Annotated in this window: 21 protein-coding genes; 16 read left to right on the top strand and 5 right to left on the bottom strand. The window is 64.9% G+C overall.

Translation table 11 applies throughout. The annotated features are described in order from the left end of the window. The first annotated feature begins 32 nt into the window (after positions 1–32). The 6 genes from ACQE2J_RS12430 to ACQE2J_RS12405 all read left to right on the top strand — a co-directional run bounded on the left by ACQE2J_RS12430 (position 33) and on the right by ACQE2J_RS12405 (position 9722). Positions 33–1577, top strand: coding sequence for an ABC transporter permease (locus ACQE2J_RS12430; protein ID WP_135807572.1), 1545 nt, complete (start codon positions 33–35; stop codon positions 1575–1577). Continuing rightward, positions 1574–2605, top strand: coding sequence for an ABC transporter permease (locus ACQE2J_RS12425; RefSeq protein WP_135807571.1), 1032 nt, complete (start codon positions 1574–1576; stop codon positions 2603–2605). The genes ACQE2J_RS12430 and ACQE2J_RS12425 overlap by 4 nt, the downstream gene beginning before the upstream one ends. Beyond that, complete coding sequence (locus ACQE2J_RS12420; protein ID WP_135807570.1) at positions 2605–4527, top strand: ABC transporter ATP-binding protein; 1923 nt, start codon at positions 2605–2607, stop codon at positions 4525–4527. Before ACQE2J_RS12425 ends, ACQE2J_RS12420 begins: the two co-directional genes overlap by 1 nt. A gap of 106 nt (positions 4528–4633) precedes the next feature. Continuing rightward, entirely contained in the window at positions 4634–6544 is a 1911-nt protein-coding gene (typA, locus tag ACQE2J_RS12415; protein WP_135538812.1) for a translational GTPase TypA, read from the top strand. 46 nt (positions 6545–6590) lie between these two features. After that, positions 6591–7907, top strand: a complete 1317-nt coding sequence (locus ACQE2J_RS12410; RefSeq protein ID WP_426936404.1) for a PIG-L family deacetylase — start codon at positions 6591–6593, stop codon at positions 7905–7907. A 57-nt stretch (positions 7908–7964) separates the two neighbouring features. Further along, positions 7965–9722, top strand: coding sequence for a VanW family protein (locus ACQE2J_RS12405; protein WP_240689684.1), 1758 nt, complete (start codon positions 7965–7967; stop codon positions 9720–9722). 64 nt (positions 9723–9786) lie between these two features. Here the strand turns inward: ACQE2J_RS12405 and ACQE2J_RS12400 are convergent, their stop codons facing one another. Further along, complete coding sequence (locus tag ACQE2J_RS12400) at positions 9787–10872, bottom strand: N-acetyltransferase family protein (protein ID WP_426936403.1); 1086 nt, start codon at positions 10870–10872, stop codon at positions 9787–9789. Between the two features lie 191 nt (positions 10873–11063). On the opposite strand from ACQE2J_RS12400, the gene fdxA reads away from it, so the two are divergent. The 3 genes from fdxA to ACQE2J_RS12385 all read left to right on the top strand — a co-directional run bounded on the left by fdxA (position 11064) and on the right by ACQE2J_RS12385 (position 14076). Beyond that, positions 11064–11390 (top strand): ferredoxin, encoded by a 327-nt coding sequence (gene fdxA / locus ACQE2J_RS12395; protein WP_135538806.1) that lies wholly within the window; start codon positions 11064–11066, stop codon positions 11388–11390. A gap of 3 nt (positions 11391–11393) precedes the next feature. Next, a complete protein-coding gene (gene dapC, locus ACQE2J_RS12390; RefSeq protein ID WP_426936402.1) occupies positions 11394–12515 on the top strand; it encodes a succinyldiaminopimelate transaminase in 1122 nt (373 codons plus the stop codon). Between the two features lie 277 nt (positions 12516–12792). Then, positions 12793–14076: a citrate synthase gene (locus tag ACQE2J_RS12385; RefSeq protein ID WP_425119551.1), complete on the top strand. Its 1284-nt coding sequence runs from the start codon at positions 12793–12795 to the stop codon at positions 14074–14076. Positions 14077–14993: 917 nt separating this feature from the next. Here the strand turns inward: ACQE2J_RS12385 and dapD are convergent. Beyond that, a complete protein-coding gene (gene dapD / locus ACQE2J_RS12380) occupies positions 14994–15938 on the bottom strand; it encodes a 2,3,4,5-tetrahydropyridine-2,6-dicarboxylate N-succinyltransferase (protein ID WP_426936401.1) in 945 nt (314 codons plus the stop codon). A gap of 42 nt (positions 15939–15980) precedes the next feature. On the opposite strand from dapD, the gene dapE reads away from it, so the two are divergent. The 6 genes from dapE (at position 15981) to ACQE2J_RS12350 (ending at position 20792) form a co-directional block, all read left to right on the top strand. Further along, positions 15981–17147 carry a succinyl-diaminopimelate desuccinylase gene (dapE, locus tag ACQE2J_RS12375; RefSeq protein ID WP_426936400.1) on the top strand — a complete coding sequence of 389 codons (1167 nt, stop codon included), beginning with the start codon at positions 15981–15983 and terminating at the stop codon, positions 17145–17147. A 5-nt stretch (positions 17148–17152) separates the two neighbouring features. Then, positions 17153–17950 (top strand): TIGR00730 family Rossman fold protein, encoded by a 798-nt coding sequence (locus tag ACQE2J_RS12370; RefSeq protein WP_135538796.1) that lies wholly within the window; start codon positions 17153–17155, stop codon positions 17948–17950. Continuing rightward, entirely contained in the window at positions 17947–18846 is a 900-nt protein-coding gene (gene folP / locus ACQE2J_RS12365) for a dihydropteroate synthase (RefSeq protein WP_240689682.1), read from the top strand. Before ACQE2J_RS12370 ends, folP begins: the two co-directional genes overlap by 4 nt. A gap of 35 nt (positions 18847–18881) precedes the next feature. Continuing rightward, entirely contained in the window at positions 18882–19274 is a 393-nt protein-coding gene (locus ACQE2J_RS12360; protein WP_135538794.1) for a DivIVA domain-containing protein, read from the top strand. After that, positions 19271–20506, top strand: a complete 1236-nt coding sequence (locus ACQE2J_RS12355; protein WP_135538793.1) for a hypothetical protein — start codon at positions 19271–19273, stop codon at positions 20504–20506. The genes ACQE2J_RS12360 and ACQE2J_RS12355 overlap by 4 nt, the downstream gene beginning before the upstream one ends. 115 nt (positions 20507–20621) lie before the next feature. Then, positions 20622–20792, top strand: coding sequence for a DUF3117 domain-containing protein (locus ACQE2J_RS12350; protein ID WP_135538791.1), 171 nt, complete (start codon positions 20622–20624; stop codon positions 20790–20792). Between the two features lie 77 nt (positions 20793–20869). Here ACQE2J_RS12350 and ACQE2J_RS12345 read toward each other — a convergent pair whose 3' ends face one another. Both ACQE2J_RS12345 and ACQE2J_RS12340 read right to left on the bottom strand, forming a co-directional pair. Further along, complete coding sequence (locus ACQE2J_RS12345; RefSeq protein WP_135538789.1) at positions 20870–21505, bottom strand: O-methyltransferase; 636 nt, start codon at positions 21503–21505, stop codon at positions 20870–20872. Positions 21506–21542: 37 nt separating this feature from the next. Then, the gene (locus ACQE2J_RS12340; protein WP_135538788.1) at positions 21543–21875 is read right to left on the bottom strand and encodes an MGMT family protein; all 333 of its coding nucleotides are present in this window, start codon (positions 21873–21875) and stop codon (positions 21543–21545) included. Positions 21876–21957: 82 nt separating this feature from the next. Here ACQE2J_RS12340 and ACQE2J_RS12335 point away from each other — a divergent pair, with 82 nt between their 5' ends. Next, positions 21958–22410: a twin-arginine translocase TatA/TatE family subunit gene (locus ACQE2J_RS12335; RefSeq protein WP_135538786.1), complete on the top strand. Its 453-nt coding sequence runs from the start codon at positions 21958–21960 to the stop codon at positions 22408–22410. A 67-nt stretch (positions 22411–22477) separates the two neighbouring features. Here ACQE2J_RS12335 and ACQE2J_RS12330 read toward each other — a convergent pair whose 3' ends face one another. After that, complete coding sequence (locus ACQE2J_RS12330; protein WP_425119550.1) at positions 22478–23929, bottom strand: polysaccharide deacetylase family protein; 1452 nt, start codon at positions 23927–23929, stop codon at positions 22478–22480. Positions 23930–23939 lie beyond the last annotated feature (10 nt).

The following is a 23939-nucleotide window of genomic DNA, read 5'->3' as shown; positions in this document are numbered from 1 at the left end:
CGTCTTCAGAAGTTTGAAACGGACAGCCCGCTATGATCAGATTCATCCTCCGACGACTCCTTTCGACTGTGCTCGTGCTGCTTGTCGTCACCTTCGTCCTCTACCTCCTGCTCAACGTGGCCCTGGATTTCTTCTGGGACCTGCGTTCGAGCACCTCTCCGAACATCGAAGCTCTCTACGAGTCGCGTCGTCGACTCCTTGACCTCGACACCCCCGCAGTCGTGCGCTACTTCAAGTGGCTCGCCGGTGTGGGCGGCTGCGCCATCGGCCAATGTGACTTCGGCATCGCCTGGAAGTCCGGCCAAGAGGTCACCGACCAGCTGCAGGGCGCGATCGTCAACACGATCAAGCTCATCACCGCCTCGACGATCGTGGCCATCATCTTCGGCATCGCCGTCGGTATGATCTCGGCCATCCGCCAGTACTCGGGCTTCGACTACTTCATCACCTTCGTCTCGTTCCTCCTCTACTCGCTGCCTGTCTTCTGGGTGGCAGTGCTGCTCAAGCAGTACGGCGCGATCGACATCAACAACTTCATCAACGATCCGACACTGGACTCCTGGTGGCCGATCATCATCGGCTGTGTGGCGATGGGGCTGTTCTGGATGGGTGCGCTCGGCGGCAGCGCCAGACGACGGATCATCACCTTTGCCGCCGCCGCTCTCATCACCTTCGGCACTGTCTACTACATCCTCGCCAGCGGCTGGATGCAGCAGCCGACGATCGGTCTCCTCGGTGTCGTCGTCATCGGCGCCGGCGCGGCTGTCGTGATGACGTTCCTGTCGACGGGGCTGAAGAATCGCCGCGTGCTCTACGCCTCGCTCACCACAGTCGTCATCGGCGCGCTGCTCTACTGGCCGCTGATGAACCTCTTCTACTACGTCGGGATGAATTGGCTGTGGATGTTCGGTCTCCTCATCGTCGCGATCGCGATCGCCATCGCAGTCGGACTGGCATTCCGCGGCCCGGATCCCTGGGACACTGCACGGACGACGAGCTTCACTGCCATCATCGTGGCTGTGCTCATCTTCGCCGACCGCGTGCTGCAGGGCTGGCAGGACTATTCGAACGACCCAGCGATCAACAACCGCCCGATCGCGACGATCGGTGCCTCTGCACCGAACATCGACGGTGACTTCTGGATCACGAACCTCGACTCGTTCACTCACCTGCTGCTGCCGTCGATCGCTCTGGTGCTGATCTCCTTCGCCTCCTACACCCGCTACACCCGCGGTTCGATGCTCGAGGTCATGGGGCAGGACTACATCCGCACGGCGCGAGCCAAAGGCCTCAACGAGCGCACGGTGATCATGCGCCATGCCCTGCGCAATGCACTGCTGCCGCTGGCGTCGATCATCCCCGTCGACATCATCACCATGATCGGCGGTGCCGTGATCACGGAGACGATCTTCGGCTGGAACGGCATGGGCAAGCTCTTCATCGACTCGATGAGGCAGGCCGAACTCGATCCGGTCATGGCCTACATCCTGATCACGGGTCTGCTCGCCATCATCGCAAACCTGGTCGCGGACTTCCTCTACGCCGTCCTCGACCCGAGAATCCGAGTGAACGCATGAGTACCAACAACGACAATCAGAACGCTCTCGCTCTCGACGAAGTCGGGGACAATGCGATCGAGTCGAAGGAAACCGAAGGCCTGTCGCAGGGCAGGATCGTCCTGCGCAAGTTCCTCCGTCACAAGGGTGCGATGATCAGCATCATCGTCCTCGTGCTCGTGGCGATCTTCGCCTTCAGCGCGCAGGGAATCGGCGGCCTGCCCGGCTGGTGGAAGTTCTCCCATACGGCTTCCGGGCAGGTGGCCAATCCCGGTGGTGCGCCGACGTGGTCGCTGTCGTCGATCTTCTCCCTCGGGGACCACCCGTTCGGGCAGGACGAGATCGGCCGCGACAACTTCGCCCGAGTGATGAAGGGGACTCAGATCTCCATCATGGTCATGTTCATCATCGGCGCCGTGTGCCTGGTCATCGGTACGATCGTCGGTGCCGTCGCAGGCTACTACCGCGGCTGGGTCGATTCGATCCTCATGCGCATCACCGACGGCTTCATCATCCTGCCGGTCATCGTCGTCGGCTCCATCCTCGGCGTCCTCGTCGGCGGATCCAGCGGTCCGATGCTCGGCCTGGCGCTCGGCTGCATCCTCTGGGTAGGCCTGGCCCGTCTCGTCCGCGGTGACTTCATGTCACTGCGCGAAAGGGAGTTCGTCGATTCGGCCCGTGTGGCGGGAGCGAGCGACTTCCGCATCATGTTCAAGCACATGCTGCCCAATGCCATGGGCGTCATCATCGTCAACACGACGCTGATCATGAGCCAGGCGATCGTCCTCGAGGCCTCGCTGAGCTATCTCGGCTTCGGCATCCAGCCGCCCGGCATCTCATTGGGCCAGCTCATCAGCGAATACCAGACCTCCTTTGCCACGCGGCCGTGGCTGTTCTGGTGGCCGGGTCTGTTCATCATCATCATCGCCCTGTGCGTGAACTTCATCGGCGACGGCCTGCGCGACGCGTTCGACCCGAGGATGAAGACCATTCCGAGCTGGAGGAAGATGAAGAAAGCCGAACGCATGGCGCAGAAAGGGGCGAACTGATGACTGAGAACACAGCAGATGCCCAGTCGAAGAAGGGGTCCCCGATCCTCGAGGTCAAGGACCTCGGCGTCCAGTTCTGGGTCAGCGACGAATGGTGGATGGCCGCCGAACACCTCGACTACACCGTCAACGCCGGTGAGGTGCTGGCGATCGTCGGTGAGTCCGGTTCGGGAAAGTCGCAGTCGAGCATGTCTCTGCTCGGGCTCCTGCCGAGCAACGGTCGAGCCACCGGTTCGGCGAAGCTCGGTGGGCGTGAGCTCATCGGGATGCCGCCGGAGAAGATACAGCACGTCCGCGGCAACGAGATCTCCGTGATCTTCCAGGAGCCGATGACCGCGCTCAACCCGGTCTATACCGCCGGCTACCAGATCGTCGAGACGCTGCGCGTCCACCTCGACATCGGTCCCAGCGAGGCCAAAGAGAGGGCTCTCGAGCTCATGCGGCTCGTCGAGATCCCTGACCCCGAGGATCGCTTCCATTCCTTCCCGCACCAGCTCTCCGGTGGTCAGCGGCAGCGCATCATGATCGCGCAGGCCCTGGCCTGCCAGCCGAAGCTGCTCATCGCCGACGAGCCGACCACGGCGCTCGACGTCACGGTGCAGGCCGAGATCCTCAAGCTCATGCGCGAGCTGAAGTCGAAGCTCGACGCCGGCATCATCCTCATCACACACGATATGGGCGTGGTGGCGGATATGGCCGACCGCATCATCGTCATGCGCGCGGGCCAGGTGGTCGAATCGGGCACGGCGGAGGAGATCTTCTATCAACCCCAGCATCCGTACACGAAGCAGCTGCTCGATGCTGTTCCCCACCTCGGTGCGGGAACCGAGAACGAAGCATTCGGCGGCAGCATCGGAGATGTCAAGGCCTCGCTGAGCGATATCAGCTCTGACCAGGCCTCGCACGTGTCTGACCCTGTCGGGCTGCAGGACAACGGTGCCGGCGGGGACGGTCTCTCGGAGGCCGGGGCCGCTGATATGGCTGTGGCCGAGGCACGAGCTCAGGCGAACGAGCCGGATCACCGCGAGATCGAGATGGACTCCACTGAGACGTACTACCATCCCGGCTCGCAGGCGGACTTCTCGAAGCCCTCTGCCCTGCAGCTGCGCGATGCTGCGATCGAATATCCCGCGATCGGACGGAAGAAGGCCTTCCGCGCCGCCCACCACATCAATCTCATGATCGCTCCCGGCGAAGTCGTGGGTCTGGTCGGCGAGTCCGGTTCGGGCAAGACCACGATCGGGCGTGCCGCTCTGGGCCTCCTGCCCACTGTCGAAGGCGATATGGTCGTCAACGGCACGAGCATCAAGGGTCTGAGCAACAAGCAGATGCGACCGCTGCGCAAGGAAGTCGGCATCGTGTTCCAGGATCCAGGCTCCTCACTCAACCCGCGACTGCCCGTCGGTGAGTCGATCGGCGAACCGCTCTACCTCCATGAGGGGATGAAGGGACCCGGGCTGAGCAAGCGCGTCGAGGAGCTGCTGACCGCGGTCGAGCTGCCGACGTCGATGCGCAACCGGTACCCGCACGAGCTCTCCGGTGGTCAGCGGCAGCGCATCGGCATCGCCCGCGCACTGACTCTGCGACCGAAGCTGCTCATCGCCGATGAGCCGACCTCGGCGCTCGACGTGTCCGTGCAGGCGAAGGTCCTCGACCTGTTCGAAGGCCTGCAGAAGGAATACGGCTTCGCATGCATGTTCATCAGCCACGATCTGGCAGTGGTCGAACGCATCGCTGAGCGCATCGCGGTGATGCGCCACGGCTACCTCGTCGAGATCGGCAAGTCCTCGCAGGTCGTGTCGAACCCCGTCCACCCGTACACACAGCGCCTGCTGTCGGCGGTTCCGGTCCCGGATCCGAGGGAGCAGCGCAAGCGTCGAGAGGCCAGGGACGCGGTTCTCGAAGCCACGATGAACGCCTGAGTCTGCTCAACCTGACGGCCACCTGCACGCGAGAGCGTGCAGGTGGTGCGTATAATTGTCTGTTGGGTCCGGGCTGGACCGATCTCTCTATCTCAAAAGGTTCTTGATGACTGAAGCCATCACACGACGGGAAAACCGCCGCAATGTAGCAATCGTCGCACACGTCGACCACGGCAAGACCACGCTGGTCGATGCCATGCTCCGGCAGACCGGTGTGTTCAGCGAACACGGTGACTTCGCCGAACGCGTCATGGACTCAGGTGACCTCGAACGCGAGAAGGGCATCACCATCCTCGCGAAGAATACCTCGGTCCTCTACAACGGCCCTTCGGCCGGTGAAGACCCCATCGTCATCAACGTCATCGACACACCCGGCCACGCCGACTTCGGCGGCGAGGTCGAACGCGGACTGTCCATGGTCGACGGCGTCGTTCTCCTCGTCGATGCGTCGGAGGGCCCGCTGCCGCAGACGCGCTTCGTTCTGCGCAAGGCGCTGGCGGCGAAGCTGCCGGTGATCCTGCTCATCAACAAGACCGACCGTGCCGATGCCCGCATCGACGGAGTCGTCGAGGAAGCGCAGGACCTGCTTCTGGGGCTGGCCTCCGATCTCGCCGATGAGGTTCCCGACCTCGACGTCGACGCCGTCCTCGACGTGCCCGTGGTCTTCGCGGCCGCGAAGGCAGGTGCCGCCTCCCTCGAACAGCCCGCCGATGGAGAGGTTCCGGACAACCCTGACCTCGAGCCGTTGTTCAAGACCATCCTCGAGACGATCCCGGCCCCGGAGATCAACTCCGACGGTATCCTCCAGGCCCACGTGACGAACCTCGACGCTTCGCCGTTCCTCGGCCGTCTGGCTCTGCTGCGCATCTTCGGCGGCACGCTGAAGAAGGGCCAGCAGGTGGCATGGGCCCGCGGCGACGACATCAGCTCGGTGAAGATCACCGAACTGCTCGAGACCCAGGGGCTCGACCGCGTCCCCGCCACGGAGGCCTCGGCCGGTGACATCGTCGCCGTGGCCGGCATCCCGGACATCATGATCGGCGACACGCTCACCGACATCAACGATCCGAAGCCGATGCCGGCGATCATCATCGACGATCCTGCGATCTCGATGACCGTGGGCATCAACACCTCGCCTCTGGCCGGCCGCGAGAAGGGGACGAAGGTCACCGCCCGCATGGTCAAGGACCGTCTCGATCAGGAGCTCGTCGGCAACGTCTCGCTCAAGGTCGTCCCGACCGAGCGTCCAGACGCGTGGGAGGTGCAGGGGCGCGGTGAACTCGCACTGGCCATCCTCGTCGAGCAGATGCGGCGCGAGGGCTTCGAACTCACCGTCGGCAAACCGCAGGTCGTGACCAAGCAGGTCGACGGCAAACTCCACGAGCCCTTCGAGGAGCTCACGATCGACGTTCCGGAGGACTACCTCGGCGCCGTGACCCAGCTGCTCGCCGCCCGCAAGGGTGTGATGGAGACCATGACCAACCACGGCACCGGTTGGGTGCGCATGGAATTCAAGGTTCCCGCGCGTGGTCTCATCGGATTCCGCACCCGTTTCCTCACCGAGACCCGCGGCACCGGCATCGCGAACACGATCTCCGCCGGATACGCCCCGTGGGCCGGCAGCATCGAGTTCCGCATCAACGGCTCGCTCGTCGCCGACCGCCCAGGAGTGGTCACCCCGTACGCGATGATCAACCTGCAGGACCGCGGATCCTTCTTCGTCGAACCCACCTCCGAGGTGTACGAGGGCCAGATCGTCGGCGAGAACTCCCGGGCCGACGATATGGACGTCAACATCACGAAGGAGAAGAAGCTGACGAACATGCGTTCGGCCTCGGCGGACACCTTCGAGAACCTCACCCCGCCGCGCAGGCTCACCCTGGAGGAGAGCCTCGAATTCGCCCGTGAGGACGAATGCGTCGAGGTCACTCCCGGTGCGATCCGCATCCGCAAGGTTGAGCTCGATCAGAAGGAACGTGCGAAGCTCTACGCCAAGCTGCGCCGCCAGAACGCCTGATCCAGCACACCGTATGACCTCGAGCACCCAGAGCACCCAGGAACACATGACCACCACGCCACGCGTCCTCCTCGTGCACGCTCATCCCGACGATGAGACGATCACGACGGGAGGCACAATCGCCGCGTTGGTCTCCGAGGGTGCCGAGGTCATGGTCCTCACCGCCACGCGCGGTGAGGGCGGCGAGGTGATCCCGGCCGAGCTCAAACACCTCGAAGGCGAACGTGCCGGTCTGGCGGAGGTCCGCGAACAGGAGATCGCCGAGGCGATGCGTGCCCTCGGGGTGCGCCTGCACACCTTCCTCGGCGGATCCACACGCGTCTTCGAGGACTCGGGGATGGAATGGGGCCCCGACGGTCATGCCCGTCCCGCCTCCGAGATGTCCGAGGATGCCCTGTGCGCGGCCGATCTCACGACCGTGGCACGGCACATCGCCGCTGTCATCGACGCCTTCTGCCCGCACGCGGTCATCACCTACGCCGCCAACGGCGGCTACGGCCACCCCGACCACGTCCGGGTCCACGAAGCGACGACGGCCGCGATCGACCTCGCCGAATGGCGGGTCGGTCGGCTGCTCTTTGTCGACACCCCCACCGAGGTGGCCCGCCGAATCTTCGACCCCGCTCAGGATGGATTCGCTGCCACCGGGTTCGCCGCCGCCGACTCGATCCCGGCCAAACCTCCGGTCGGTCAGATCGTCATCGGTCAGGATGTGTCCTCGGTGCTCCCGGCCAAACGCGCAGCGTTGCAGGCCCACCGCACCCAGGTCAGCGTCTCCGATCGCTTCTTCGCCCTGTCGAACGGCGTCGGGCAGGCGATCGGCGATCACGAGTACTTCTCCATCGGTGCCGGAGCTGAGATTCCCGCCGAGGCGCTGCGTGAGGGTCCGGCTCCGCACGTGCTCACCGGTCTCGACCTCGCAGCGGTGGATGCCCAGGAACAGGGTGCGGCGCCGATGCGTCGTCGTCGGGAACCGCGCAGACCGGGGGTCTTCGCGTACCTGCACGCTGCCGTGCTCGCGGTGATCATCGCCTTGCTCGGTGCCATGCAGCATCTCAATGCCACGGTGGTCAACCTCGGCGATACTCCGCTCATTCTGCCGTGGGGCCTCGTGCTGTCTCTGCTGCTGGCCGCGGCGGGGCTGTGGCATCTGAAGACGATGTATCGCAGCAGCGCACCGATGCTCCTGGCAGCAGTGGTCATCGCCGTACTGTCCTACATTCTCGGACAGCCGAGCTGGCTGCCGGGCGCCGACATGATCGTCACCGGTATGCTGCGTTCCGTCGTCTGGCTGCTGGGACCGATGCTGCTGGCAGCGGTGTTCTCATTCATCAGTGTGCGCGGGCCGAGTCGAACTCGTTAGACTCGTTAGACTCGTCCGCACACAGCCGAACCAGTCGTTCACGACATTCTCGGGAGAATGATGTCGACTCAGACCCTATCCGACGGAAACTCGCACCCCGGCCGGCGGCCGGCCGGTGATGACGCGCGGAAGAAGATCTGGCCCGTCGTCGTCCTGCTCAGCGTCGTCGTCCTTGCGGCGCTCTACATCATCATCGGATTCTTCAGCGGACGCGTGCTGGGATCGGGAACCACCGTCGCCGGCATCGACATCGGCGGCAAGAGCGCCACCGAAGCGGAGAACACTCTGCGCAACGATCTGCGCGAGAAGGCGGAGAAGACGATTGTGCTCCAAGCCGGGGAGCCGACGGCGAAACTCGATCCGACGAAGGCCGGCATCACCTTCGACGCCGAGGCGACGGTCGAGCGAGTCACGGGATTCTCCCTCGACCCCACCGTCATCTGGCACCGCCTGTTCGGGGAGGACAAGGTCGCCCCGGTCATCGACGTCGATGAGGAGAAGTTCGACTCCGCCACCGCGAAGGTCACCGAATCGCTTGCCGTCGAACCGACGAACGCGGAGCTGAGTTTTGAGAAGACCACTCCGAAGGTCAAGGACGGTGAGAACGGGCAGACTGTCGACACCGCACAGGTGCGCACCGCGATCGACAAGCATTGGCTGCGCACGGACGGGGCGCTGCCCGTCGAACCGAGCGACGTGGAACCGGACATCACCACCGACGAGGCGCAGGAGACGGCCGATGGGTTCGCCGAGGATGCGGTGAGCGCAGACGTGACGATCACCGCGAAGCCCGGCAAGGGCGCGGACTCGTCCGTCAAGGGCGGTGAGCTCAGTGTCTCTCCGAAGATCATTGCGAAGACGCTGACATTCAAGGCGAAGGACTCGAAACTCGTTCCGGTCTTCGACCAGGACGAACTGCAGGAATCGGTGCTCGCCGCGAACAAGGGCATCGGCAAACCGGCGAAGGATGCGAGCTACACGATCAAGGACGGAAAGCCGCAGGTCGTTCCCGCCGAGGACGGCATCGGGATCAAAGCGAAGGAACTGAGCGCCGCGGTCACCGATGCCATCAACGGCAAAGACGAGAACCCGACGGTCTCCCTGGCTTCGGTCAAACCCGACTTCACGACGAAGGACGCGGAGAAGGCGGATATGTCCTCGACCGTCTCCCACTTCTCCACCGGGTACAGCTCCGATCCCAACCGCGATACCAACCTGCGAGTGGCGTCGAAGAAAGTCTCGGGAACCGTGCTGCAACCGGGTGAGCAGTTCTCCCTCAACGAGGCCCTCGGCCAGCGCACCGGCGCCAACGGGTACAAGCCCGCCGGCGTGATCTCGGACGGGCAGATGAAGGAGGACTACGGCGGGGGAGTCTCGCAGGTGTCGACGACTCTGTTCAATGCGGCGTTCTTCGCCGGATTCGACCTCGACGAGCACCAGGCCCACTCGCGCTACATCTCCCGCTACCCCGAGGGCCGGGAGTCGACGCTCGACTGGTCCTCGATCGACCTGAAGTTCACGAACACCTCGAAGTCACCGGTCGTCCTCGACATGTACCTCAAGGGCGGGGAAGTCCATGCGAAGGTCTTCGGCGTCAAGAAGTACGAGGTCTCGGCCGATGCCTCCGACCGGTTCAACCGCACTTCACCGGGATCCGTCACCGAGAGCGGTCCTTCCTGCACCCCGCAGGCGCCGAAGGGCGGATGGTCGATCAAGATCACCCGCACCCTCAAGGACATCAGCTCGGGACGGACGACGCAGGACGGGTTCACCACCGTCTACCGCCCCGTGAACAAGGTCGAGTGCAAAGACTGAACCCGACGCTGTTCGGGACCGTCTCCGCGTGTGTGCGACTCGGCCGCGGTTCAGCTGGCCGAACTCAGCGCTGCTCGGCGTACCACGAACGATGACGGACGGTGGCTCCGAGTGAAGTGAAGAGGTTGATCGACGCTTCATTGCCGGCTTCGATATCGACGAGGTAAGACCGCACACCACGTTGAGCGAGCAGAGCTGCCGCCGCCTGCGCCACTGATCGCCCGGCGCCTCGACGGCGCAGGTCGGGGCGGGTGATGAGGTTCGTGACAACGCCCCATTTGCTGCGTTCCACGACACGGCAGGCGGCGACCATCGACCGGGAGCCGTCGGGATGCGCGGCGTAGGCGGTGACGAACTCACACGGCTGGTCGGCAGCGATGAGCGCACGGAAGGCTTCGGCCGAATCCGGAGCGTCGCCGGGACTGCGCTGACTCGTCCACGCCGCGAAATGTTCGGGAGTCGGCGCATCGGCAACGTCGATGAGCAGACCGGGGGCGGCCGCCTCGGCGGGGGAGGACGCACCTGCCGCGGCTTCCGCGGTGGCACCTGTGAGCAGGAGGACCGCCTCGGAGGGGGTGTAGCCGCGTGCCGAGAGCAGCGGAGCAAGCCCCTCGCATTCCGGTGCCAGCGCGGACGAATCGTCGGCCGAGTAGATCTGGATCCGGCTGGGCTTCTCCCGCGTCCGATACCACTCCTCGACCGCGTCGAGGGCCTGTTCCCACCCCAGACCGGAATCGGACACGGGCAGGCAGCTGTTGGCCCGTCGCGTCGCGGACTCGGAATTGCGCAGCAGCCACCCCTTCTGGAGCAAGCTCATATCCGCGCCGGATTCGCTGCCCTCGTTGCGCAGGTTCTCCACATGCAGCCAGGACACATCCTGCGGCAGCCAGGCCGCGGCCGAGATGCGGCGGAGGTCGACGGCGGATACGATCTCATGAGTTCGGCCGGCTTTCGTCGGGGCCGGCGGCACCTCGTGGACGAGGAGGATCTGGGCTCGGGCGATGCGCAGCGGACCGCGCTTTGTGTTGATTTCGACACCGGCCTCGTCGGCATCGGTGATGACGCCGAGCGCATCAGAGGTCGAATGGGTGTCCCCGGGATCGAGCGCATACCGCACGACCACTCGTCTGCCGGGCTGCAGATCGTCCACTTCTCGCCTTCCTCCGCCGGATCTGTGCTCTCCCAGCCTAAGTCACCACGGCGGCCCGCCGCCGCAACGCATCACCGCCCGGGGCAGATGCAATGCGAATCACCCGAGACGGGTGGGCAAGGAGATCGGGCGAAGGCGTATTGTGGGACGTATATGCGCACCATCTGTGAGTCTTGCGAGGAGTCAGTCCAGTGACGTACATCATTGCCCAGCCCTGTGTCGATCTCAAAGACAAGGCGTGCATCGACGAATGCCCTGTCGACTGCATCTACGAGGGCGAACGCAGTCTCTACATCCACCCCGATGAGTGTGTCGACTGCGGTGCCTGTGAACCTGTCTGCCCTGTCGAGGCGATCTTCTACGAGGACGATGTCCCGGACGAATGGGAAGAGTACTACAAGGCGAACGTCGAATTCTTCGATGACCTCGGATCGCCCGGTGGTGCCGCGAAGCTCGGCAACACCCACAAGGATCATCCGATCATCTCCGCCCTTCCCCCGCAGAGCCACGACGTCTGAGCAATGGTGACCTCCTACGGACTTGAGCTGCCGGACTACCCTTGGGACCGGCTCACCGACTTCCGCCGCCGCGCGGCCGAACACTCCGATGGTGTGTGCGATCTGTCGATCGGCACGCCCGTCGATCCCACGCCTGAGGTGATCCGTCGGGCTCTGGCCGATGCGTCAGACGCCCACGGGTACCCGACGACGGCGGGAACCGCCGAGCTGCGCGAAGCGATCGCCTGGTGGTATGAGAACTGGCATTCCGTCCAGCTCGATCCCGCCACCGAGATCCTGCCGACCGTGGGCTCGAAGGAGCTCGTGGCCTGGCTGCCCACGCTGCTGGGGCTGCGACAGCGGGGGCTGGCCGTGGCCTGCCCGTCCGCGGCCTACCCGACCTACGAGATGGGGGCGACGATCGCGGGAGTCGAGTGTCGTCGCATCGACGCCGCCGACATCGTCGCCGGAGCTTCGCTCGAGGGCATCGGCTTGGTGTGGATCAACACCCCGAGCAACCCGACCGGGGAGGTGCTCGATGCCGACACCCTCGCCGAGGTGGTCCGCCGGGCTCGTGCCGCCGGAGTCATTCTCGCCTCCGACGAATGCTACGGACTGCTCAACTGGGAATCGGACGGACCGGCTCCCAGCGTGCTCTCGGCCGCGGGGGAGTCCCACGCGGGTGTGCTCAGCGTCTACTCGATGTCGAAGCAGTCGAATCTCGCCGGCTACCGTGCCGCGTTCGTCGCCGGTGACGGCGAGCTCATCGCCGACCTGACCCGTTCGCGCAAGCACGCGGGAATGATCGTGCCCTTCCCGGTCCAGGCGGCCATGATCGCCGGCCTGCGGGACACCGCACACGTGCTGGCTCAGAAAGAGGTCTATCGACAGCGGCGGGAAATGCTGCGTTCTGGACTCGTCGACTTCGGATTCCGCATCGATCATTCGAGCGCGGGTCTCTACCTGTGGTCGACGGCGGGGAAGAGCTGCTGGGACTCACTGGCCGATCTCGCTGAGCTGGGCATCGTTGCCGGACCGGGCGAATTCTATGGTGAGGCAGCTGATGACCATGTGCGGATCGCGTTGACGGCCACCGATGAGCGCATCTCGGCCGCAGCCGAGCGGCTTCGTCGGGCAGCGGCGTAGCCGAGCGGATCGGTCGGGCGTGCGGACTCTGTGCCGGGCGCATCCCGGTGCTGGGTCCGATCAGGAAGGAACCCTTGAATTCTAAGCTTCTGCCAAGTGTCCGCAGAGGCTGCATTCAGGACGAAAAATCTCGTATTTGTCGAGATCAACAGTATTACTGACGAGTAGATGCAGGGTGAACTGATTTTCTCATTCCTGCACTTGTCGGTAGTCTTTGAAGGAACTGTGCAAGACACCTCAGGAAGTTCTTGGGGTACGTCAACGGTGAGGAGATCGAATGACTTCGGAGGCGAACCTCAGGATCGCTGATACGGAGCTGACGCTGCCCGAGGTGTCGGCGTCAGCGGGCAACAACGGATACCGTATCGGCTCTCTGCTGAAAGAGACCGGCTCGGTGACCTACGATCCAGGGTTTGCCAACACTGCATCCACCTCGTCGTCGATCACCTTCATCGATGGTGACGAAGGTGTGCTGCAGTACCGCGGCTATCCGATCGAGCAGCTCGCTGAACAGTCGAACTTCGTCGAAGTCTGCTACCTCCTCATCTACGGTGAGCTGCCGACGCAGGAACAGTACGATGCTTTCGACGCCCGCCTGCGCGGACACACGATCGTGCATGAGGATCTGCGCCGGTTCTTCCGCGCTTTCCCCTACGATGCGCATCCGATGCCTATGGTTGCAGCGGCGGTCGCGGCTTTGTCGACGTTCTACCAAGATGACCTCGATGTCTTTGACGAAGGTCAGATCGATACCTCATCATTCCGCCTGCTCGCGAAGATGCCGACCATCGCGGCTCTCGCTCATCGGAAGAACATGGGCCTGCCGGTCATCCACCCGGACAATTCGCTGAGCCTGGTCGAAAACTTCCTGCGAGTGAACTTCGGTGTTCCGGCCGAGGAGTACGAACCGGACCCGCTGGCTGTGAAGGCCATGGATCAGCTGTTCATCCTCCACGCCGATCACGAGCAGAACTGCTCAACGTCGACCGTGCGTCTTGTCGGCTCGTCCCAGGCCAACGTCTTCCAGTCGATTTCGGCCGGCGTCAACGCCCTGGCCGGCCCGCTGCACGGGGGAGCGAACTCCGCAGTGCTCGAGATGCTGCAGAACATCGCAGCCTCGGACGACGGTCCGAAGAAGTTCATGGAGCGGGTGAAGAACAAGGAAGACGGTGTGCGTCTCATGGGCTTCGGACACCGCGTGTACAAGAACTACGACCCGCGCGCAAAGATCATCAAGAAGACCGCCGATGAGGTGCTCGCTCGTTCCGGTGGCGATCCGCTGCTCGAGCTCGCTCAGCAGCTCGAGGAGATCGCGCTGGCCGACGACTACTTCGTCGAGCGCAAGCTCTACCCGAACGTCGACTTCTACACGGGCCTCATCTACAAGGCTCTGGGATTCCCGACGAACATGTTCACTGTGCTCTTCTCCGTCGGTCGTCTGCCCGGCTGGATCGCTCAGTGGCGCGAAATGATCAAGGATCCCGAGACGAAGATCGGCCGCCCACGCCAGATCTACACGGGTGCGCACTCCCGCGACTACAAGGAGATCAGCGACCGCTGAGTCGACTGAGACAGCGTCAAGCGGCGCCGACAGCGTCAAGCGGCGCCGGAGCAGATTTCTCTGCCCGGCGCCGTTGCGCATTCACCGACTTCGGCCTCACCTCACCGCCGCACCCCGGCGGTCCCGCCGAGCGCTGCTGCCGCACCCCGGAAACCTCGCTCCGCACCCCGCTTCCCGCTGCTGCCGCACCCTGGGAACCTCTCTCCGCACCGCCGCACCCCGGCGGCCCCGTACTTGGGCTAAGCATCTCCCGCCTACGGGGAAGCGGCCCTCACCGTTTCCGCCGCTTTGTACCGCTAGCCGTTTCATCTACAGCTGGCGACTGCATCCATCACCGGTAGCTTCACACCGCCCTGCAGGACCACGGTGGTGTGCGGCTAGCGGTGGGTGATGCTTGAAACCCGGTCCGAAATTGCCTCGGCGCGGTCCACTTTCGTCGCGAATCGGTCATGGGTAGCAGCCCGGTGCCATCGTGGACGAGGCTGGAGCAGGACCGCTGAGTCGGAGGATTGTACAGCGCTGGAAGCCCCTCCGGCAGCTGCTGACGCTTCCCATCCCAGGCATCCGTCACCGTTAGCCGCACAACGCCCTGCAGGACCACGGGGTTGTGATGATTGCTGTTGGAATTGGCGGAGACGGTGTGTGGTGACTGCCGCGGTGAGGGGTGCTGCCGGGGGCGATGCTGCGGGTACCGGATGCTTGGGGATCTGCTCGTTGACGCGAGTGATTGTGCGAGTGAATGCGGCGAGGGCGCGCTCACTTCATGTGAACGCGCCCTCGTCAGGCGGTCGCCTCGGCCGAAACCCCACGTCAGGCGGTCGCCTCGGGCCGAAACGTCAGCGGTCAGATGGACTGTCGGCCGCAGATGCCGGCAGCCGACCGCGGAACCTCAAACACCGCCGAGGCTCAGCCAGCGATCAGTGCAGGTCGGGGTTGAGCTCGATGCCCTTCGAATCACGAGCGATGGCCTCGACGGCGCCGGAGACCGAATTGCGGCGGAAGAGGATGTTGTTCTTGCCGCTGAGCTCGCCGGCCTTGACCACCGCACCGTCCTCACCGGGGACCGTCACACGTGTGCCGGCGGTGATGTAGAGGCCGGCTTCGACGATGCAGTCATCTCCGATCGAGATTCCGACACCGGCGTTGGCACCCAAGAGGCTGCCCGAACCGATCGAGATTCGGTGCGTGCCGCCTCCGGAGAGCGTGCCCATGATCGACGCGCCGCCACCGATGTCCGAGCCGTCGCCGACGACGACGCCCTGGGAGATGCGTCCCTCGACCATGGCCGAGCCGAGCGTGCCGGCGTTGAAGTTCACGAAGCCCTCGTGCATGACGGTGGTGCCGGGGGCCAAATGGGCGCCGAGGCGGACACGGTCGGCATCGGCGATGCGCACACCGGAGGGAATGACGAAGTCGGTCATGCGGGGGAACTTGTCGAGTCCGTAGACGGCGACGGGACCGCGAGCGAGCAGCTTCGCGCGGGTGGCCTCGAACTCATCGGGGGAGCAGGCGCCGAACGACGTCCACACGACGTTGGCGATGTGCCCGAATATCCCGTCGAGGTTGACGTCGTTGGGCGTCACCAGTCGTTGGGACAGGGCGTGCAGACGCAGGTAGGCATCCGCCGCCGAGGCGGGGCCTGCGTCGAGATCGATCGTGGTGGTGACGACTTCGGCGCGGGTGCCGCGAGAGTCGTCGGTGCCCACGAGGGCGTCGAGACCGTCGTCGGCGGCGCGGGCGGTGGCGGCCGCCTCGGCGGATTCGGGGGTATCAGCCGCGCTCAGGGTGGGGTACCAGACGGAGAGGACGATGTCGGAATGGATCGTGGCAAGTCCACGTGCGGATACGATGCGTTCTGTCATGCCTTAAGCCTAGACGGTGGGGGCAGTACTAGGCTAAGGGACATGACTGTCGATCCATCTGCTGAGACCGAGTCCATCTTCGCACCCACGACTGAGCTCGGTGAGTACCTGTTCGCCGCCCTCGGCGACCCGGCCGAACTCACCGGCCGCCTCTGCGCGGTCGAATCCGTCTCCGGCCACGAAACCGTGTTGGCCGACGCCGTCGTCGAGGTGCTCGAACGCATCAGCGGCGGCCCGGGACCGGAACTCGAGATCCTTCGCGACGGAGATACGGTCGTCGCCCGCACCAGCCTGGGCCGGGCCGAACGGATCGTCGTCGCCGGACACCTCGACACCGTTCCCGTCGAAGACAACCTGCCGCCGGTGAGGACCACGATGACCGGGGCGGACTACCCCACGGACGAAGTGATCTGGGGACGCGGATCCTGCGATATGAAGGCCGGAGTCGCCATGCAGCTGTCCACGGCCGCAGCCCTTGAGGACCCGAGCCGCGACGTCAGCTGGGTCTTCTACGACCATGAGGAAGTCGACGCCTCACTCAACGGTCTCGGCCGGGTCGCGCGCACTCATCCGGACTGGTTGACAGGCGATTTCGCGATCCTCGGCGAACCCTCGAATGCTTCGGTCGAAGGCGGCTGCAACGGCACCATCCGCGTCGACGTCACCACCACCGGGGTGCGCGCGCATTCGGCGCGCGCGTTCATGGGCGTCAACGCCATCCATGCCGCTGCGCAGGTGCTCTCCCGTTTGGCCGAACATGAGACGGAGACCGTCACGGTCGACGGGCTCGACTACCGCGAATCCCTGTCCGCGGTGAACATCAGCGGAGGTGTGGCCGGCAACGTCGTTCCCGACGAATGCGTCGTGTCCGTGAACTACCGGTTCGCCCCGAGCAGGTCCGCCGCGGAAGCCGAAGCGTTCCTGCGCGAGTTCTTCACCGGCTTCGACATCGTCGTCACCGACGCTGCCGAGGGTGCCCGGCCCGGCCTCGACCGGCCCATTGCGCAGGACTTCATCGACACACTCGGCCTGTCGCCGGCGCCGAAGCTGGGGTGGACCGACGTGTCGCGGTTCAGTGCGCTCGGGGTCCCGGCGGTGAATTTCGGTCCCGGGAACCCGCTGTATGCCCACAAGTCCGACGAGCATGTCAGAGTCGCCGAGGTGGAGCAGGCCACCCGGACCCTGCTCAGCTACCTCGAAGGCCGGTGAACACGGTGAACGACAGAGGCGAATCCGCTGACTACGGCGCCGTCCCGAGCGGTGACGGCCCCGCCCCGAGCGACAGGCAGCCCGAGTACTACAGCAAGGGCCCGCTGCGTCTGCGCGGGGACCAGGTGCCGGAGACGACGACGGACCAGCGTCTGCTCGAAGCGGGGACGAGTGCGGAGTGGGTGCACGAAGACCCGTGGCGGGTGATGCGCATCCAAGCCGAATTCGTCGAAGGCTTCAGCTCCCTGGCCGAGGTCGGACCGGCCGTCGCGATCTTCGGCTCAGCCCGGCTCCACGCCGACACTCAGGCGTATGCGGACACTCGTGAGATCGCCCGCCGGCTGGCCGAATCCGGCAACGCCGTCATCACCGGCGGGGGACCGGGCATCATGGAGGCAGGCAACCTCGGCGCCGTCGACGGCGGAGGGGTGTCGATCGGCCTGGGCATCGAACTGCCCTTCGAATCGGGCCTGAACGACCACGTCGAGCTCGGCGTGCACTTCCGCTACTTCTTCGTCCGCAAAACGATGTTCCTCAAATACTCCCGCGGCTTCGTCGTCATGCCCGGCGGCTTCGGCACCCTCGACGAACTCTTCGAAGCTTTCACCATGGTCCAGACAGGCAAGGTGACGTCATTCCCGATCGTCCTCTTCGGCACCGCCTACTGGCAGGGTCTCGTCGACTGGATGCGCGATAGCCTGCTCGCCAACGGCACGATCAGCGACAAGGATCTGTCCCTCTTTACCCTCACCGACGATATCGACGAGGCCGTGGCCACGATCGAAGCGGGAAGCACATCGTGAAAGATCGCACCGACGCTGCCGCGGATATGTCCCGCTTCGACCTCAGCCAGGCCCGGGCGGGGGCACCGGCGATCATGGCGGTGATCAACCGCACGACCGATTCGTTCTACGAATCCGCCGCCACCTTGGACGAGGCGATCACCGCGGTTGCCGCGGCCGCCGACGACGGCGCGCACATCGTCGACATCGGGGGAGTGCGTGCGGGGAGGGGTCGGGAGATCTCCGTCGCCGAGGAGATCGACCGCGTGTGCCCAACGATCGAGGCCGTGGCCCGAGCCCACCCGCACGTGCTCATCAGCGTCGACACCTGGCGCCACGAAGTCGCCGAAGCGGCCTGCCGGGCCGGCGCCGGTCTTCTCAACGACACGTGGGCCGGGGTCGATCCGCAGATGGCCGAGGTGGCTTCCCGGAACAAGGTCGGCCTCGTCTGCTCCCACACCGGGGGATTGGATCCCCGCACCGATGCGCACCGCAATCGCTACGGCCTCCATGCCGGGGACATCGTCGACGCAGCACTTGCCGGAGTCATCGACCTCGCCGAGGCGGCCCGTGCCGCCGGTGTCCCCGACGAGAAGATCATCATCGACCCCACCCCGGACTTCGGGAAGAACACCTATCAGTCGCTGCGTCTGCTGCGGGAGCTCGACCGTTTCACCGCGACCGGACTTCCGGTGCTGCTGGCGATCTCCAGGAAGGACTTCGTCGGCGAAGCCATCGGCGATGTCGCGCCCGAGGACCGGCTGCACGGAACCATCGCAGCAACTGCGCTGGCTGTCGAGAAGGGAGCGGCGATGATCCGGACCCATGATGTCCGCGCCACCGCCGACGCCATCGATGTGACCCTGGCGATCACCGGTGAAGTCGTGCCGAGACACACCGTGCGCGGCCTGCGCTGAGAGTTCGCAACCGGGGTCTGTGCGAAAATGGGCGCATGCCTTTGTGGATTGTGATCGGTGTCGCGGCCGCGATCTTCGTCCTTGTGATCGTCATCGCGGCCAGCTTCAACGTCTTCGCCGCCGAAACCGGTGATGAGGCGCAGGAACGGTGGACCGGCCTGCCCGAAGGATTCACCAGTGCGGACCTCGACACGGTGGGTTTCAGGCCCGCACTGCGCGGATACCGAATGGAAGACGTCGACGAGGCCATGCAGATCCTGCAGGACCGCCTGCGCGTCCTCGAATCCGCGACCGATGTGAGCGCCCAGACGCCCGTCGACTCTGCAGCCGCTGACCCTGCCGGGCCCGAAACTCCCGCACCCTCCACATCCCCTGTCCCCGTCGACACCGCGAATGAGGCACCGGAAACGGCTGCCGAACCACGATGAGCCGTCCTTCCGACCTGCCCGGAATCACCCTCGCCCCCGAAGTCTTCGACTCGTCCCGACTCTCCCGCCTCGGCGCACTGTTCATCGTGCTGCCCGTGTGGCTGCAGGCCCTGGCCGTGTACTTCGTCTCCCGTGTCGTGAGCCTGTCGATCTTCGCCTCTGTCCTCAAATGGCAGGATCCGGCGAACTGGTCATCATCGCCGGTGACGACGACCCTCAACGACTTCCTCAACTTCTGGGACGGCGGTTGGTACGCCCGCGTCGCCGAGGAGGGCTACCCGCACGTCCTGCCCGCCGACGACAGCGGCGCGGTCGCCGAGAACCAGTGGGCCTTCTACCCGCTGCACCCCTCGGTCGTCGGCACCCTGTCCGACCTCACCGGGGTCAGCTACGCAGTCCTGTCTCCGATCGTATCCACTGTGGCCGCCGGGTTGGCGGCCGTCGTCATCCTCCACCTCTTCCGCAAATACGTTGATCCCGGCCAGGCGCTCATGGGACTGGCGCTGGTGATGTTCTTCCCATCGGCGCCGATCCTCTCCACCGGCTACGCCGAATCCCTGACACTGCTGCTGCAGGCGATGGTTCTGTTCCTCCTCGTCGAACGCCGGTACCTGACAGCGCTGCCGGTCGTCGTCCTCATGGACCTGTCCCGACCGGTCGGAGTGGCGTTCTCGTTCTTCATGCTCCTCCATCTCATCGACCGGTTCGTCCACCGTCGCCAGGACCCCTATCCCACCGCCGAGGTGGTCCGATCCTGGACCCTGGGTGTGCTGTCATGTGCGGCCGCCCTCATCCATCCGCTCCACGCGTGGTGGGCGACGGGGTCGCTGACCGCCTACACCGACACCGAGGCGGCCTGGCACACCGGAGAGACGACGTTCGTCGTCCAATGGGTGGCGCAGTCGATCAACCTCATCGGACCCCTGGGCCCGGTTCTGCTCATCATCGTCGTCGCGGGAATGCTCGGCCTGATCTTCTCTCCGGCCGGAGCGCGCATGGGGCGGACGCTGCAGCTGTTCTGCCTCGGCTACGGCATCTACCTGCTCATCTTCTTCAACCCGCAGACCTCGACTCTGCGACTGCTGCTGCCGCTGTTCCCCTTGGCGCTGACACTGGCTCTGGTGCGCTCACGCGGTTACCGGGCCGCGCTGCTCGTCGCATATATCCTGTTCCAGATCATCTGGGTGGCCTACCTGTGGCACTTCACCCCGCCGGCGGATCTGCCGCCGTGAACGATCGTTTATGAGAAAGTTACCCGGATCGTCCGGATCATGGAATAATCGAAGTACAACATTCGGTACACCTGGTGTGAACCGTCTTTGCATGACAACGGAAGGAAGAGCCCACATGGCAGCCCAGAAACCCCGCACCGGCGACGGACCTCTGGAAGTGACCGAAGAAGGCCGAAGCATGGTGATGCGGCTTCCTGTCGAAGGCGGAGGACGTCTGGTGATCGAGCTCAGCAGAGACGAAGCCACAGGACTGCACGACACTCTGGCAGAGACTCTGGGGCTCTGAGCCTCCGGCCGCTGAAGCGGCCGGACAGAACCGCACGAACAGCAGAGACTTCTCGGAAGTCTCTGCTGTTGTCGCATTCACCTGCTCTTCTGCAGCAGCAGCAGTCCTTGGCCGATGGGCAACAGTACCCGGTCGAGGTCTTCCTGCTGGGCGAGGCGGTTGAGCATTCCGCGAGCCGCTTGGGTCCGCGGGCTGCGGTCGACGGGGTCGGCGACAGCGCCCTTGAGCATCGTCTGGTGGATGACGAGGAGACCGTGCGCGTCGAGCAGACGCAGCGATGGCTGGATCATGCGCTCGAGGTTGCTCGGCTCAGAGTCGATGAAGACCATGTCATAAGCGGCCGGAGCGAGTTTCTTGAGTACCTCTTCGGCCCGTCCGCTCATCAGCCGCAGGCGGCCCGGGCGAATTCCCGCCATATCGACGAGGTCGCGGGCGGCACCTTGTGCTGTGGAGTTCGTGTCGATGGAGGTCAGTATGCCGGCGGTGGGCATACCGCGCAGCAGAGCCAGAGTCGAGGTGCCCACTCCTGTTCCGACTTCGACGGCGGCGACCGGGGTGAGGAGTCGGGCGAGGAGCGTCAGCGTCTTCGCCGTCGTCTGGGACACCGGCGCAAGACCGAATTCGTGAGAGTGGGTCCGGGCGGCATCGAGCAGGGGATCGGGGCCGTTGTACTGTTCGGAGAAGGTGAGATCACCTGCAATTTCACGTGACAATCGGCCCCCTCCTTTCCGTTGCTGAGTCCTCCCAAGTCTAACCGCATTCGGGCTCGATTCCGTGAGTGCGCCACAGCTCATCGAGCTCATCGACGTCGAGGAACGCACTCCGGTCGACCCGGGCATGGGAATGCGGAGTGCCTTCATCGGCCCAGTGGCTGCGGGCGCGGGCGAAGATCTCCGGCGGCAGGACTCCCGCGGCGTTGATCACCCTCCACCATGTGACGTTCGAGCCGAATTCCCTCATCACCCGCCCGACATAGCGGGGCGAGCAGCCGGCGACGGCACCCACGGTTCCGTAGGCGACGACACGGGCTTCGGGGACGAGTTCGACGATGCGCAGCACGCGCTCGACCGCTATCTCATCCATCGACGCTCCCGGCACCCGGCGCTCGTCGAACCTGTGCTGACCATGAGTCGATGCTACAGCCGTCCACGGTAGACTGGGTGACATGTTCATGGGTATCAACGGCACCGAAATGGTGATCCTGGTCGTTGTGGCCTTGGTCGTGATCGGACCCAAGCGCCTGCCCGAATACGCAGAGAAGCTGCGTGACTTCGTCCGCCAGATGCGGCGGATGGCCGAGGGAGCGAAGGACAGCGTCCGTCGTGACTTCGGGGACGACTTCAACGACGTGGATTGGCAGAAGCTCGATCCGCGTCAGTACGACCCCCGGCGCATCGTCCGAGAGGCCCTCGTCGAAGAGGATGCTGCGATCCGCGAATCCAAACGTCGGGATCCGCTCGAGGCTCCCGCCGTCGACGCTGCGGACCCGGCGACTGCGGCGGAAAGCTCCGGCACCGAGGCGACTGTGCGGGAGAAGTCACCGATCGAACGGTTCCAAGCCCAGGTCGACCTGCGAGACCGATCCGCGGCCGCCCCGTTCGACTCCGAAGCCACCTGAAGGACCAGGACCCCTTTCGGTTCGCCGGGACGAAAGCGGAGGCGGGTTCGAGCGGAGAGCTCGACTGTCAGTTCTTCTGCACCGATGGGTGCTCGGGGTTCGAACACAGCGGATCGGCGTAGCCGCGGCAGAAGTAGGACCCGGCCTTCTCCCAGGGGATTCCGGCGAAGAGCTCGCGTACGGTCACCGCATACAACCCCTTGTCCGCGACGGTCGCGTATACGGCCGGTGCGGCTTTCGCGGTAGAGGGGTGGATGGAGTGCATGAGCACGACCGAGCCGGGACGGGCATGTGCCTTCACCGCCTTGACGATCTTCTTCGGATCCCTGTGCTGCCAGTCGCCGGTGTCGACGTCCCAGATGATCGACGGTACGCCCACGACATGGGCGGACCGTTTGTCGAGCGCACCATAGGGCGGGCGGACCAGAGGATCAGTGTCGACACCGACCGAATTCAGTGACTTCCGGGTCCGGCGGATCTCCGCACGGATCTTCGCGGAGGGGATCTGGCTGAGTCGCGGATGCCGATAGGTGTGGTTGTCGACCTCGTGACCGTCGGCGATGACCTTGCGAGCCACTTCGGGGAAGTGATCGATGTTCTTGCCGAGGAAGAAGTAGGTCACGCGGATGTCGGCCTCAGCGGCGGCATCGAGGATGGCCTGTTCGGTCGCGGCCTCTCCCGGACCGTCGTCATAGGTCAGTGCTACGCAGGGCAGCAGTGCGCAGGAGAAGTCGGGAGACCGCTGGTCGGCAGGCTGGACCAGTCTCAGCGGGGTGTGCAGCTCATCGGCGACCTGTGTCCCCAGCGGTGTGAGTTCCGCATCCGACACCGGTGTGCCCTCGATGGTCAGCCTTCCGAATTCATCGCCGGAGACCGTCGCAGGGTCCACTGCGGCGGTGAAGAGACTGCGCGCATCGACCGTGGTCTCGGCGTCGAGGTCGGTGAGCAGCACCGCGGTATGCGGCTGCGGTGAATGCTGTTCGACGGTGGTCACGAGGTAGCGGCCCCCTCCGACGAGGACCGAGTTGTCGATGTCGAGCGAGTCCGGATCGGGCGCATCTCTGCCGGGGCCGGGAGCCGCATCCTGAGATTCCGATGCGGGTTCGCCTGAGGCAGTCCGCAGCGGAGCGAATGTCGCCGTCGGCCACCGGTGGACCGGCGAGGTCTGCGGGGGAGAGAACTCAGCTCTGCCGTCGAATCCGCCCGCCTTCTCGATCATCGTCGACAGCCGAGACTCGACGGCTGAGTTCAACGAGGGTGCCCCGGGCACGCCGAAGACATGGATGTTCAGCCGCGGGCTTCGCTTCTCGGCGATGATCGCGTAGCTGCGCATCGATTCGGTCACCAGGGCGCGGTTCTCAGCCGCCGTGGTCCGATGCTGCTGTGCAGTCAGGTCCTTCGCGCTCGGCGGGGCGTGACGGTTCGCGGTGACGACGGCACCGGGCAGGAGGATGAAGAGGCTGAGCGCGAGCGCACAGGAGAACAGTGTGTAGACGAGACCGTCTCCACGGACAGGCAACCGCACTGTC

It is taken from the genome of Brevibacterium sp. LE-L, assembly GCF_050214925.1.
Lineage (GTDB): Bacteria > Actinomycetota > Actinomycetes > Actinomycetales > Brevibacteriaceae > Brevibacterium.
Note: the sequence above shows the minus strand (reverse complement) of the source record. Positions and strands in the feature narration are given on the sequence as shown.